Here is a 13,594-nt window from a genome sequence, read left to right as displayed (position 1 = left end):
TGGAGATGGTTAATGGAATGGTTACTTCTTGCTTCTATACCTTTGATTGTTTTAGGTTTTGCTTTAAAGATTAACCCTTTTTTAGTAGTAACTTCAGTTGGAATTTATGCTGGACTTGTTTCAGGTTTTGATTTTGTTAAGGTTGTTAGTGATATAGGAAAATCTTTTGTAGATAATCGCTATGTTGCTATAATTTGGCTTATTTTACCTTTGCTCGCTGTTTTGGAACGCAAAGGCTTAAGAGAGCAGGCTAAAAATTTAATATCCAAAATAAAAGTTGCCAGTACGGGACGAATTTTAATGTGTTATTTTATTTTTAGACAAGTTACTGCAGCTTTAGGGCTTTTATCTTTAGGTGGACATGCACAGATGATAAGACCTTTAATAGCTCCTATGGCAGAAGCTGCAGCTAAGCTTAAATTTAAAAACTTAACACATAAAGATAGTCAAAAAATCAAAGCTTTTTCTGCGGGAACGGATAATGTTGCTGTATTTTTTGGAGAGGATATTTTTATAGCCGTGCATTCTATTTTATTTATTAAAGCTTTTTATGAGAGCAATGGTATTATTGTTGAGCCATTACATTTATCAGTTTGGGCTATACCAACTGGAATTTTGGCTTTAATTATCCATTGCTCTAGACTTTATTTATTTGATAAAAGATTAGAAAAAACTTATAAAGGGTTGAGTGATGATAAGTCTTGATTTGCTTTATTATATTGTAGGAATTTTATTTTTAGTTTTTGGAATTTTAAGTTTTTCTAATCAAGCTAAAGATATAAAATCAAGAATAAGTGGCGGGATATTTTGGATAAGTTATAGTTTTACTTTTTTACTAGCAGGAATTTTACCTCATTTTGTGATGGGTTGTATAGTGATTTTACTAGCACTTATAGCAGGGTTTAATTTATTAAAACCAGCAAAGATTGAAGTTAGCAAAGAAGAAAAAGAATACGAGATAAAACATGCAAATATTTATAAAAATAAACTTTTTATTCCTGCTTTAATGGTTCCTTTGATTACACTTATTGGGACTTTTTTATTTCCTTATTTGAGTTTTTTTGAAAATAAAAATGCTACATTGATGGCTTTGATTATAGGTATAATTATTTCTTCAGTAGTTGCTTGTTTTATGTTTAAGACTTCTCCTAAAAGAGCTGTTAAAGATGCAGCACATACTATGGATCATATTAGTTGGGCGGCGCTTTTACCGCAAATTTTGGCTACACTTGGAGTAGTTTTTGTTTCTACAGGAATGGGCGATCAAGTATCTAAACTTTTATCTAGTTATATTAGTTTAGATAATGCTTTTATTGCGGTCGCTGTGTATTGTATCGCTATGGCGCTTTTTACTATAGTAATGGGTAATGCTTTTGCAGCTTTTCCTGTGATTACTGCTGCTATTGCTTTGCCGATTTTAATCATACAAATGCATGCAAATCCTGCTATTATAGGAGCGATTGGAATGCTTAGTGGATTTTGCGGAACTTTAATGACGCCTATGGCTGCAAATTTTAATATAGTTCCTGCAGCGCTTTTAAATTTGGATGATAAAAATGGCGTAATTAAAGCTCAGTTTATGTCAGGACTTGTTTTGCTTGTAGCTAATATCTTTTTAATGTATTTTTTAGCTTTTAGATTTTAAGGAGAAAAAATGGAAAAATTTATAAAACAATTTAGCTTTATTGCACTAGAAAATATTTTTAGAGAATTACCAAATAAAATTACACATTCTTTTAATGATATCAATGATATTAAACCGCCAAAACTTATGTATCCTATATTTTATGGTTCTTATGATTGGCATTCTAGCGTGCATTCTCACTGGCTTTTGGTGAAAATTTTAAAAGATTTTTCTCATTTTGCTCCAAAGGATGAAATCATCAAAGCTCTAGATTCTCAATTTAGCAAAGAAAAAGCAGAAGGAGAACTTAAGTATCTTCAAAACCCTGTACACAAAGGTTTTGAAAGACCTTATGGTTGGGGATGGTTTTTAAAACTGGCTTTGGAAATAAATTTACTTGCTAAAGAAAGTGACAAAGCTGAAATTTGGGCTAAAAATTTAGAAGGCATAGCTGGTTTTTTTGTTAAAGAATTTAAGGAGTTTTTGCCTAAGATGGATTATCCTATACGAGTTGGAACTCATTTTAATAGCTCTTTTGCTTTGTATTTTGCTTTAGAATATGCAAGATTTAAAAAAGATCAAGAATTGGAGTATTGCATCATCCAAAGTGCTAAAAAGTGGTTTTTAAATGATAAAAATATGCAAGCTTTAGAACCTTGTGGAGATGAGTTTTTATCTCCTATTTTGATGGAAGCGGTGCTTTTAAGCGCTGTTTTACCTAAAAATGATTTTGTAAAATTTTTTAAAGCATATTTGCCAAATTTAGAAATAAAAGAGCCTGCAACTTTATTTACCCCTGTGAGTGTGAGTGATAGGAGCGATGGCAAAATAGCACATTTAGATGGGCTAAATTTAAGTCGTGCTTGGTGTTTTAAAATACTTTCAAATTTTTGCGATGAAAATTTAAAAATTCTTTTAAGAAACAATGCTACAGAGCATTTTAATAAAGCCATAGCTCATATAGAAGATGATTATCTTGGGTCGCATTGGCTAGGAAGCTTTGCTTTGCTTGCTATGGATGTGGATATTTTATAAAAAATTTATAAGATGAGTAATTTTGTTACTAAATAGATATTTTTTAAATTTAAATTTTGTTTTTATGCTTTGAAAAATATATTTTTTGATATTATAAACCCTATATATTTTAAAGGAAGATAATGGTTTTTTTAATCATCTCTAGTATTATAGTGGCTATTATTTTGGGCTATATTACTAGACATAATGTTGGAATTTTTGCTATGATTTTTGCTTATATTATAGGAGCTTTTTTTATGGATTTGGCTCCTAAAAAAATCATAGCTTTTTGGCCTATTTCTATATTTTTTGTTATTTTTGCTGTTTCATTGTTTTATAATTTTGCAACCATAAATGGAACTCTTGAAAAATTAGCTGGACATTTGATGTATCGTTTTGCTAATCATCCTTATTTGCTTCCTTTTGTTATTTTTGTGGTTAGTGCTATTATAGCTGCTTTAGGAGCAGGTTTTTATACAGTTTTAGCTTTTATGGCACCACTTACTTTTTTACTTTGCGATAAAATCGGTTTAAGTAAAATTGCTGGAGCTATGGCTATAAACTATGGTGCTTTGGGAGGAGCAAATTTTATGACTTCTCAAAGTGGGATTATTTTTCGAGGATTGATGGAAAATTCAAGTATTGAAGCAAATGAAGCTTTTGTAAATTCTAGTATTATTTTTGCTTTTACTATAATTTTGCCTATTGTGGTATTATCTTTTTTTGTGTTTAATGCTTTTAAAAATAATATAAAAATCAGTGTTATTTCAAAACCTGATTCATTTGATTATAAACAAAAAACTACTTTAATTCTCATGTTTATGATGATTGTTGTTGTTTTAATCTTTCCTGTGCTAAATATTATTTTTCCACATAATGAGACAATTAGTTATTTTAATAAAAAAATAGATATAGCTATGATAGCTATGATTTTTGTTGCCATTGCTTTATTTTTAAAATTAGCCGATGAGAAACAAGTTGTTGCTTTAATTCCTTGGGGAACTTTAATAATGATTTGTGGAGTAGGGATGTTAATTAGCATAGCGGTTGAAGCAGGGGCTATAAAATTATTTTCAGATCTTGTAGAAAATGAGATTAATGTGATTTTTATTCCACTGATAATGTGTGCTATTGCAGCTTTTATGTCGCTTTTTTCAAGCACTTTAGGTGTAGTTACTCCAGCGCTTTTTCCTATAGTTCCAAGTATAGCTGCAAGCAGTGGATTAAGTGAGGCATTGCTTTTTTCTTGTATTGTTGTAGGGGCTCAAGCTTCTGCTATTTCTCCTTTTTCTTCTGGAGGAAGTTTAATTTTAGGATCTTGTCCTGATAAATATAAGGAAAAATTATTTAAAGATTTACTTATAAAAGCTGTGCCTATAGGATTTATGGCGGCGATTTTAGCTACTATTATAATGAGTTTTATTTTATAAGGATAATTTAATGAAGATTGATACTCACGCACATATATTTTTAAAAAAATTAAATGTGGTTGCAAATGCAAGATATAAGCCCGATTATGACGCTAGTTTTAAAGATTATAAAGCAAATTTAGATCATTATGATTTTGATAAAGGGGTTTTAGTTCAACCAAGTTTTTTAGGAGTTGATAATGAATTTTTGCTTCAGAGTATCGAAAAAGATGAAAATATAAAAGCTATAGTTGTGGTTGATGAAGGTATTAAATTTGATGAGCTTAAAAAACTCAAAGAGAGAAAAGCTTGTGGGGTTAGACTAAATTTAATTGGCAAAGAATTGCCAGATTTTAAAAGTGTAATTTGGACTCAATTTTTTGAAAATTTAAGCAAACTTAAAATGCAAATAGAAATTCAAAGAGATTTAGATAATAATCTTGTCAATATTGTTGAAAATTTAATTCCTTATGGTTGTAATATTGTTATCGATCATTTAGCAAGAGCTAATGCAGACTTAACAAATTTAGAAGAACTATTTTGCTTAAAAAATTCTAGAATATTTTTTAAAATTAGCGGTTTTTATAGGGCAAAAATAGACTATGCTAATAATGAACAAGCTGTAAAATTTGCAAAGAAAATGTATGAAATTTTAAAAGAACATTTTCCGCTTAGTAATTTTATTTTCGGAAGCGATTGGCCACATACAAATTTTGAAAGCAAAGTCAATTTTTTGTCTGCTTTAGAGGCTTTTAATGAAATTGTTGTTTCTAAAAAAGAGCAAGAACAAATTTTAGGGGATAACGCTTGTGCTTTGTTTGACTTTTAAGCTTTTTGTTTTATCCTAAAGATGTATTTTGCAATGCGTTCAAAATGCACTCTTAGATAAGGTTTGTAAATTACAAAACCACCTAAAAGTCCTAAAATGCTTCCTATTACGACATCAATTAAACGTGCAAGTAATAATGTATTTGCATTTTCGCTCATAAAATTAGCTGCTTCTGAAAGATAAGTAGCATAAGGAGTAAAAAAAATCATAGCTAAAGCATAGTTCCGATTGACTAAAAATTGTCCTATAAAAAATAAGGACATCATGAGTAGAACAAATTCAATATTGTAAAATTGTTTAGATAAAAGCCACCATGCAAAACATACTCCTAAGCCCGTTCCTATGATACGTTGAATTTGTTTAATCCATATAGAGTTTAAAGTTACACCTTGCATAATAGCTGTGCAAGAAATGGCTATCCAATAACTTCTTTCAAGTTCTAAAAAGGTGCCTAAAAATATAGAAAAAGCTACAAAAAAACCCATGATCAAAGAATCCACAAAAACTGCATCAAAACCTATGTATTCTCTAGGTGGAATTTCGCCAGGCAAAGCATTTTTAAATCCATAAATCACAACGATAGAATATAACAAAGCCATTAAATTAGCTACCATTGCTCCAAGAAAAACAAGACCCACTAAAAAGATAAAATCCTTAGCTTCAAAAGGAGAATAAGCTCCTAAAACACAAGAAAATACAAAGAAAAAATATCCAGGTGCACTAATGTTATAATATCTAATTAAAACAGAACTTCCCATAGCTACAAGTCCTATTGGGATAAATGTAAAAATTGAAGGTAAAAAATGAGTTAAAATTCCTAAGAAAAAACTAGAAACTATACCAAAAGAACAACACATCACAACAGCCATTCTATGATATAAAGGAGTGTTTGGAACATATAAAAAAGATAAAGCTCCTATCATGGCAATAAGCCCATAATTTAATTTTCCAAAAAATACACTAAGCCCTAAAACTATACCCACGCCTAAAGCCGCAAAAAAAGGCATTTGCCAAACTTGCTCGCTTGAATTTAGTTTAGCAACTTCTTTAAAGTGTTGCTTTAGCATTTCTATTTTATTCACTCTCGTATTTGCCCTTCTCCATTAATTATATATTTATAAGTGCAAATATCTTCAACCCCCATAGGACCTCTTGCATGCAATTTGCTGGTTGAAATTCCAACTTCTCCACCAAAGCCAAATTCTCCTCCATCGCTAAAACGCGTCGAAGCATTAGCATAAATGCAAGATGAGTTTATAAGGCGTTGGAATTTGGTTATATTTGAAGCATCATTTGAGATAATGCTTTCAGAATGTAAGGAGCTGTGTTTGTTGATATGTTCTATAGCTTCATCGCAATCTTTTACTAATTTTATGCTTATAGCAAAATCAAGCCATTCTGTATCAAAGGTGCTTTCATCTGCTTTAAAAATTTCTAAATTTGAGTTGTTAAAATAAGCCAAAGCATTTTCATGAGCATGAATTTTTACCTTAAATTTTTCAAATTCAGGGATTAAAAGACTTATAAAATTTTTAGCAATTTTTTCATGTATTAAAAGCGTTTCTAGAGCATTACAAACACTTACTCTTTGACACTTTGCATTAAGGATTATTTTTAAAGCCATATTTAAATCAGCACTTTCATCTATAAAAGCATGGCATAAACCTTTATCTTGTTTGATAAGAGGAATTTTTGTATTGTTAGCAATTTTTTGTATCATACTTGAACTTCCACGAGGTATGATTACATCAATTAAATCATCAAAGGCTAGAATTTGCATGATTTCATCTCTTTGGCTAAACATAGCAAAACAATCTTGTAGATCAAATTCCTTAAGTGCTTTGTAGATAAGATCGAAAATGATTGCATTTGTAAATTTTGCTTCACTTCCACCTTTAAATACGCAAGCATTAGAGCTTTTTATCATCAAAGCTATAATTTCAGCACTAAGAGAGGGTCTTGCTTCGTAAATTACACAAATTAATCCCAAAGGGATGCTTACTTTTTGTATATTTAAACCCGCGTAATTTTTCCAGCCTTTAGAAATTTTACCTATAGGATCTTCTATATAAGCGATCTTTTCTAAACTTTTACAAAGAGTTAAAATACGTTTTTCATCTAAGAAAAGTCTATCTTGCATCGCTCCACCTTTTGTAAAATTTACCATATCTTTTTCATTTGCTTCTAAAATAACTTTGAAATTTTCTCTTAAAATTTGAGCTAATTTTAAAATAGTTTTTTCTTTATCTTTAGGTGTTAAGTTAAGTAGTTTTTGAGAATTTTTCTTAATATTTTCAAGCAAATTTCGCATTTTTAATCCTTTATTTACAAAAAACTTGATAAATTATACAAAAAAAATTAGAATTGAAAGGTAAATATCAATGAAAAAAATAGATTTAATTATAGTAGGTGCAGGCCCAACAGGCATAGGTTGTGCAGTTGAAGCTAAGCTTAAAAATAAAGAAGTTTTGATACTGGAAAAATCAAATAATATTTGTCAAACCTTAATGCAGTTTTATAAAGATGGTAAAAGAGTAGATAAAGCCTATAAAGGATGCGAAGGAACTAATCATGGGCATGTTCCTTTTGAAGATGGCACTAAAGAAAGCACTATAGAAACTTTTAAAAATATTTTAAAAGAGTATGATATAGAAGTTGAGTTTGGCTCTGAAGTTGAGAGTGTTAAAAATGAAAATGAAGTTTTTTTAGTAAGTACAAGTAAAGGTAATTATGAGTGTAGAAATATTATCGTTGCTATAGGTAGAATGGGCAAACCTAATAAACCTGATTATAAGCTTCCTATGACTTTAACAAAAATCATTAATTTTAATGCTAATTCAGTTTTGGGAAATGAAAAAATTCTTGTTGTAGGTGGGGGAAATTCAGCAGCAGAATATGCTGTAGATTTATCTAACTCAAATCAAGTTAGCCTTTGTTATCGCAAAAAAGAATTTACAAGATTAAATGATATTAATCTTAAAGATATTAATGAAGCTGGAAATTCGGGCAAAGTGGAGTTAAAACTAGGAATTGATATTAGCGAAGTAGAAGACGATAATGGTAAGGCTAGGGTAAATTTTACTGATGGCACGAATCAAACTTATGATAGAATTATTTATGCCATTGGAGGTTCTACTCCGCTTGATTTTTTGCAAAAATGTGGAATCAAAGTTGATGAAAAAGGTGTACCTTTAATGGATGAAAATAAACAAAGCAACGTTAAAGGTATTTTTGTAGCAGGAGATATTGCTACTAAAAACGGAGCGAGTATAGTTACAGGACTTAATGATGCTGTAAAAATTCTTTCCGTACTTTAAAATTTAGCCTTTGGGCTAAATTTGACTTATTAACAAGTAAATTTTATAATTGTTTTTTTTACTTTAATTTAAAAATCTATGAAAATGCAAAATAAAATCAATATAAAAGAAATGATTAGAATTTATCGTTTAAATTTCTATATTTTAGGTCTCCAAGCACTCTATTAGCGTCTTTAAAAATATTTTATTTTAATATTTTTAAAGGATTTATATGTCAAATATTTTTAGCACTTTAAGCCCTTTTAGGCTTTTTATTAAATACGCTGTGCCAAATGTTATAAGCATGGCTTTTATTTCTTTTTATTATGTAGTTGATGGAATTTTTGTTGGAAAATACCTAGGAAGCCATGCTTTAGCAGCCTTGGCTTTAATTATTCCTTTTGTTATGATGTCTTTTGCTTTAGCGGACATGATCGTTATAGGCTCAGCAGTTCAAATTTCTATGCATTTAGGTTTAGGTAAGAAAAATTTAGCCAAAAAAATATTTAGTTCAAGTATATTGATTATTTTTCTAATCTCATGTTTTATTGGAATTTTAGAATATTTTTTAAGCCCTATTTTAATCAGCTATTTAAATGTTAATGATGAGATTAAAATTATGGCTAAAGAATGTATGCTTATTTTTGCTTTATTTGCACCCTTTACTATGCTTTCTTTTGCTTTGGATAATTATTTAAGAATTTGTGGAAAAGCTACTTATAGTATGGTAATGAATGTAATTATAGCATTGAGTAATATAGTGTTTGATTATATTTTTATAGTTGAATTGGGTTGGGGATTATTTTCAGCAGCTCTTGCAACTTGTTTAGGACTTGTTTTAGGTGGTATTTTTGGAATTTTTCCTTTTTTATTTGAAAATTTAGAGCTTAAATTTTCAAGTTTATATATGAATTTAAGAATTTTTAAAAATATTCTTTATAATGGTAGCAGTGAATTTTTTGGTAATATTTCAGGTTCTTTATATAGTGTTTTTGCAAATTTTGTTTTACTAAAAATTTCTAATACTCAAGCTGTGGCAGCTTTTTCTATTATTTTATACATTGATAGTTTTATTATCATGCTTATTATTGCTATAGGTGATGCGATGCAACCTGTACTTAGTTATAACTATGCTAAAAAGGATTTTTTAAGAATAAAAGCCATTATGAAAGTAGCATTTTTTGCAGGAGGAATTTTATCTTTATTTTCTATGATAGTTATATTTATATTTGGAGAAAATTTAATAGCACTTTTTGCAAAAGAGAATGATCAAGAGTTTAAAAATTTTGCTTATACAGCTTTGATGCTTTTTACTTTTAATTATCTTTTTGCATGGTTTAATGTTTTAAGTGGTTCTTTTTTGACAGCTTTTAACAAAGCAAGTTTTTCTTTGATTTTAAGTTTAAGTCAAAATTTATTTATGCCTTTATGTTTTCTTTTGATTTTATCTTATTTTATAGGTTTAAATGGGGTATGGCTAAGTCCATTTTTTGCTGAATTTTGTGTTTTGATTTTAACTTGGATTTTTTTAAAAAAGATTTTTAAAGATCTATCTTCATAAAATGATAGATCTTTTTAATTTTATCAAAGGAGTTTTTTATACTTTTAAAATTTATATCCTATTCCGGTTAAGACAACTTGATAGGTTTCATCATAAAAGCCTATATCACTATTTCTTTTTTCTATACCATAATTTGCAAAACCATAAAGTCCATTATATCCTAAAAATTGATTTTTAATAAGTTTTAGATTAAGTTTAACTATATTGCCATCTTGTTTTTTATGAAAAATAGGATCTGTTCCTACTGCTTCATATTTACTAAGATTTAAATTTGGGGTAAAAATATAATTATTAGCAAAAGCTAAATTCGCTCCTACGCTAAAACCATATCTTGAATAGCTTTGAGCTTTTCCATCTGCATCATTATAATCATAGTTTAATCCTAAATTTAATAAATTATAGTTGTAATTTAGTTCAAGCTCATGATAATATCCTTCTCTTTTTAAAGAGCTATACCCAACAGCATCTTTATCGTATTTATTTTTACCAAATAAGTATGAAGTGGTAAATTTTCCAAAGTTGCTTTCATAGAGTTGAGAGATTTTAAAACCATATCTATTAACATCAGTTTCTTCTCTATTGCCTAAAAAATAAGGATCTGCATAAGCTTTTTCTCTTAAAGAAGAAATTAAAGAAAAAGAAGTACTAAAATGATCTAAATAAGCCATTTCATAGCCTAATGATATGCCACTAATATCCCTTCCATTATAGTTTTTAACAAAAACTCTATCATTATTTATAAGGTTACCATAGTAAAGTTCTATACCAACAAAAGGAATGAAAGAAGAATCTGAATTATCAGCATTATAATTACTTAGATGATCACTATCTGCCAAGGTTGAAAGGTTGCTTTTAATATCTCTTGCACCTATGCCTACGCTTAAATTTCCACTAAAACCTTCTTGAAATTCTACAGCCATAGCTGAATGGGCTAAAATGGATGCTAAAATACATGAAAATAAATGTTTTTTCAAATGTTCTCCTATAAATTAAAGTTGTATTTACATTGTAACTAATATTACTTTAAATATTTATAAAAATTATTAGGTTTTATATTTTAAGTTTTTTTGGATAGAATTTTTAAACCATTTTTATATTTATAAGGAATTTGAGTGCAACAAGAGTATTATGATTTGGATTTAGAACGAGCTGTTTTAAGTAGTTGTATCATGAGTGAAGAAGCTTATGCTAGCATAGCAGGTGATATTGGTCCAAAAGATTTTAGTCTTAAGGCACATCAAGATATTTTTAAAGCGATTATGGCTTGTTCTAGTCAAGGAGTTCCTATTTCTGTTAGTTTTTTAAGAAAATATGAAAAAATAGATGAGCAAATTTTAACAGAAATTCTTGCTACTCCTTCTATGGTAGATTTGCCTGCTTATGTAAATGAACTTCGTGAAAAATCCATCAAAAGACAACTTTTGAATTTTGCACATATTTTACCTACTCGCATTAATGAAAATCGTGCTGTGAGTGAAATTGCAGATGAAATTGGTAAAGAGATTTTTAATATTACAAATTGTGTTAATTCAAAGGATATTAAAGATATTAAAGTTGTATTGTCAGAACTTTTTGAGGAATTTAAAAAACAAAAAACCTTAGAAAATAAAAATATTGTAGGGCTTGATACAGGTTTTGAAGGTTTAAATAAAATGACAAAAGGTTTTAAAGGAGGCGAACTCATCATAATTGCTGCACGTCCAGGTATGGGAAAAACTACTTTATGTTTAAATTTCATTGATAAGGTTTTAAGACAAAATAAAGGAGTGGCTTTGTTTTCCCTTGAAATGCCTGCAACTCAAATCATGCAAAGAATGCTTTCCTCAAAAACCTCTATTCCTTTACAAAAAATTTTAACTGCAGATTTAAACGATGATGAATGGGAACGTTTAGGGGATGCTTGCAATGATTATAGCCAAAAGAAATTATATATCTATGACAGTGGTTATGCTACTATTGCTGATGTAAGGGCTATTTTAAGGCGTTTGAAATCTCAAGATGAGACTATAGGACTTTGTGTAATTGACTATATTGGACTTATGATGAGTAATTCAAATTTTAATGATAGGCATTTGCAAGTTAGTGAAATTTCAAGAGGACTTAAGCTTTTAGCTAGAGAGCTTGATATGCCTATTATCGCACTTTCACAACTTAATCGTAGTTTAGAACAAAGAGCAAATAAACGTCCATTGATGAGCGATTTACGAGAAAGTGGAGCTATAGAGCAAGATGCAGATGCTATTTTATTTGTATATCGTGATGAGGTTTATAGAGAACAAGAAGAAAAAGAAAGGGAGAATAAAGCTAAAGCTGAAGGTAAAGCTTATCAAAGAATTTTTATACCAAATGCTATGCAAGAAAATGCTGAAATTATTGTCGGAAAAAATAGAAACGGACCTGTTGGAACTATAGAAGTGATATTTTTAAAAGAAAAATCATGTTTTGTAGATAAGCCTATGGGTTATGAAACTACTGAATTTGTAGATTGATTTTTAATTAAAATTAATTCACTTATCATTAAAACATTTTAAACTTTATTATATTTTTTATCAATAAATTTAATCTCATTAACTTAAAACATACTTTAAAATAAACTTTAAATTGAAAGTTTATAGTTATATAATAATTATTATTTAATAATATTTTAAGTATATTTGCTTTATTATTCCACGATTTTATTTTTATATTTTATATTACTCTAAAATATAATTTATAAATATTAATATACAGGGAGGAAATTTCATTGAACAAAAATCTTTCATTAGGCAAAGTATGCTATGGGGGGGGGATTGAAAAAAATCAATCTTCTTCAAAAAACTAGTTCTTTCTTTAGTTACAATTTCTTTCTTAGCGAGTTGTGCTAATGCTACATTAAATTCTGAAATAAAAACTTATGATGAAGTAAATAAAAATCTTAAGGCTAGATCAGCAAGTGTTTATAGTTCTCAATCTAGTAATACTACTATAAATGAATCTTTAAGTTCTACTCATACTATAAGTGGAAGTAATAATACTCTTATTGTAGAAAGTAGTGGAACTATACAAGTTTCAGGTAATAACAATAAAGCCGTTGATTTTACACAAGGCTCTTCAACTTCTACTTTTTTAAACCAAGGAACTCTTCAAGGTGGAAGCAATACAGCTAGTGTTAATTTAGGAACCAATAATCAAAATGGTGCTACTATAGAAACTTTTACTAATGAAGGCATTATAGGTAATGGTTCTTCTAAATTTGCAATCACAGTTTGGGGAAAATCTGATAATAAATCTACAATCAATAATTTTAGCAATAGTGGAACCATACATTCAAATGCTGGTGAAAGTATTTATCTTGGCAATACTGAGATTAAAACTTTTAGCAATAGCGGAACTATTAAAAGTAATAGTGGCCATGGGGTAAATATAGCCAGTGGGACAAGTATAGAAACTTTTAGCAATAGTGGGACTATAAGTGCTAATGGTGTCAATAGTAATCGTGGAATAAATATAGCAAAAGAAGTGAATATAGACACTTTTATTAATGACAGCAATGGTGTTATTCAAAGTAATAGCAGATGGGGAACGGTGCATGTGCAAAATAGCATAAAAACTTTCACAAACGCTGGAACTATAACAAACACTGGAAATTTACAGCCTGGTACTTATATAAATGTTTCAGCTGGCGTATATTTACAAGAAGGTTTAATAGAAACTTTTACTAATAGCGGTTTAATTTCTGGTATTATGGGTTTAAATTTAATTAAATCTACTATAAACACTCTTATTAATACTGGAATCATAGAATCAACTAGTTCTAATAGTCTTGCTGCAGGTATTAGTATCGCAACTCTTAGTGGTAGTCCTTCTACCATCAATAATTTC

The 13,594-nt window shown here is 29.0% G+C and carries 11 protein-coding genes and 1 pseudogene; 9 read left to right on the top strand and 3 right to left on the bottom strand.

All coding sequences use genetic code 11. The annotated features are described in order from the left end of the window. Positions 1–12 precede the first annotated feature (12 nt). From ACOTU8_RS04305 to ACOTU8_RS04285, 5 genes are all read left to right on the top strand, one after another. Positions 13–705 carry a DUF969 domain-containing protein gene (locus ACOTU8_RS04305; RefSeq protein ID WP_070316880.1) on the top strand — a complete coding sequence of 231 codons (693 nt, stop codon included), beginning with the start codon at positions 13–15 and terminating at the stop codon, positions 703–705. Further along, positions 692–1,645 (top strand): DUF979 domain-containing protein, encoded by a 954-nt coding sequence (locus tag ACOTU8_RS04300; protein ID WP_422341940.1) that lies wholly within the window; start codon positions 692–694, stop codon positions 1,643–1,645. The genes ACOTU8_RS04305 and ACOTU8_RS04300 overlap by 14 nt, the downstream gene beginning before the upstream one ends. 9 nt (positions 1,646–1,654) lie before the next feature. Then, positions 1,655–2,659, top strand: coding sequence for a DUF2891 domain-containing protein (locus ACOTU8_RS04295; protein ID WP_422341939.1), 1,005 nt, complete (start codon positions 1,655–1,657; stop codon positions 2,657–2,659). A 122-nt stretch (positions 2,660–2,781) separates the two neighbouring features. Further along, positions 2,782–4,068 (top strand): SLC13 family permease, encoded by a 1,287-nt coding sequence (locus ACOTU8_RS04290; RefSeq protein WP_422341938.1) that lies wholly within the window; start codon positions 2,782–2,784, stop codon positions 4,066–4,068. A gap of 10 nt (positions 4,069–4,078) precedes the next feature. Beyond that, entirely contained in the window at positions 4,079–4,876 is a 798-nt protein-coding gene (locus ACOTU8_RS04285; protein ID WP_422341937.1) for an amidohydrolase family protein, read from the top strand. Here ACOTU8_RS04285 and ACOTU8_RS04280 read toward each other — a convergent pair. Together ACOTU8_RS04280 and proA are read right to left on the bottom strand one after the other, a co-directional pair. After that, complete coding sequence (locus tag ACOTU8_RS04280; RefSeq protein WP_422341936.1) at positions 4,873–5,958, bottom strand: FUSC family protein; 1,086 nt, start codon at positions 5,956–5,958, stop codon at positions 4,873–4,875. The two genes, ACOTU8_RS04285 and ACOTU8_RS04280, sit on opposite strands and share 4 nt — an antisense overlap. Further along, positions 5,955–7,187, bottom strand: coding sequence for a glutamate-5-semialdehyde dehydrogenase (proA, locus tag ACOTU8_RS04275; protein ID WP_422341935.1), 1,233 nt, complete (start codon positions 7,185–7,187; stop codon positions 5,955–5,957). Before proA ends, ACOTU8_RS04280 begins: the two co-directional genes overlap by 4 nt. 70 nt (positions 7,188–7,257) lie before the next feature. On the opposite strand from proA, the gene ACOTU8_RS04270 reads away from it, so the two are divergent. Then, the gene (locus ACOTU8_RS04270; protein WP_422341934.1) at positions 7,258–8,193 is read left to right on the top strand and encodes an NAD(P)-binding domain-containing protein; all 936 of its coding nucleotides are present in this window, start codon (positions 7,258–7,260) and stop codon (positions 8,191–8,193) included. Positions 8,194–8,404: 211 nt separating this feature from the next. Next, the gene (locus ACOTU8_RS04265; RefSeq protein ID WP_422341933.1) at positions 8,405–9,733 is read left to right on the top strand and encodes an MATE family efflux transporter; all 1,329 of its coding nucleotides are present in this window, start codon (positions 8,405–8,407) and stop codon (positions 9,731–9,733) included. A gap of 44 nt (positions 9,734–9,777) precedes the next feature. On the opposite strand, the gene ACOTU8_RS04260 is transcribed toward ACOTU8_RS04265, so the two are convergent. After that, the gene (locus tag ACOTU8_RS04260; protein ID WP_422341932.1) at positions 9,778–10,707 is read right to left on the bottom strand and encodes a DUF2860 family protein; all 930 of its coding nucleotides are present in this window, start codon (positions 10,705–10,707) and stop codon (positions 9,778–9,780) included. Positions 10,708–10,845: 138 nt separating this feature from the next. Here ACOTU8_RS04260 and dnaB point away from each other — a divergent pair, with 138 nt between their 5' ends. Both dnaB and ACOTU8_RS04250 read left to right on the top strand, forming a co-directional pair. Continuing rightward, a complete protein-coding gene (dnaB, locus tag ACOTU8_RS04255) occupies positions 10,846–12,222 on the top strand; it encodes a replicative DNA helicase (RefSeq protein ID WP_422341931.1) in 1,377 nt (458 codons plus the stop codon). 1,009 nt (positions 12,223–13,231) lie between these two features. After that, positions 13,232–13,594 (top strand): annotated as a pseudogene (locus ACOTU8_RS04250) (hypothetical protein); the annotation flags it as partial.

This window comes from Campylobacter jejuni (assembly GCF_049221745.1).
In the GTDB taxonomy this organism is placed as follows: Bacteria; Campylobacterota; Campylobacteria; order Campylobacterales; family Campylobacteraceae; genus Campylobacter_D; species Campylobacter_D jejuni_E.
The sequence above is the reverse complement of the archived record's forward strand: the minus strand, read 5'-3'. Positions and strand labels throughout refer to the sequence as shown.

Bases quoted from the DNA above. Each gene is read 5' to 3' on its own strand.
- ACOTU8_RS04270 (WP_422341934.1), top strand. From the start codon at position 7,258: ATGAAAAAAATAGATTTAATTATAGTAGGTGCAGGCCCAACAGGCATA.
- ACOTU8_RS04265 (WP_422341933.1), top strand. From the start codon at position 8,405: ATGTCAAATATTTTTAGCACTTTAAGCCCTTTTAGGCTTTTTATTAAA.
- ACOTU8_RS04300 (WP_422341940.1), top strand. From the start codon at position 692: ATGATAAGTCTTGATTTGCTTTATTATATTGTAGGAATTTTATTTTTA.
- ACOTU8_RS04305 (WP_070316880.1), top strand. From the start codon at position 13: ATGGAATGGTTACTTCTTGCTTCTATACCTTTGATTGTTTTAGGTTTT.
- proA (WP_422341935.1), bottom strand. From the start codon at position 7,187: ATGCGAAATTTGCTTGAAAATATTAAGAAAAATTCTCAAAAACTACTT.
- ACOTU8_RS04285 (WP_422341937.1), top strand. From the start codon at position 4,079: ATGAAGATTGATACTCACGCACATATATTTTTAAAAAAATTAAATGTG.
- ACOTU8_RS04290 (WP_422341938.1), top strand. From the start codon at position 2,782: ATGGTTTTTTTAATCATCTCTAGTATTATAGTGGCTATTATTTTGGGC.
- ACOTU8_RS04295 (WP_422341939.1), top strand. From the start codon at position 1,655: ATGGAAAAATTTATAAAACAATTTAGCTTTATTGCACTAGAAAATATT.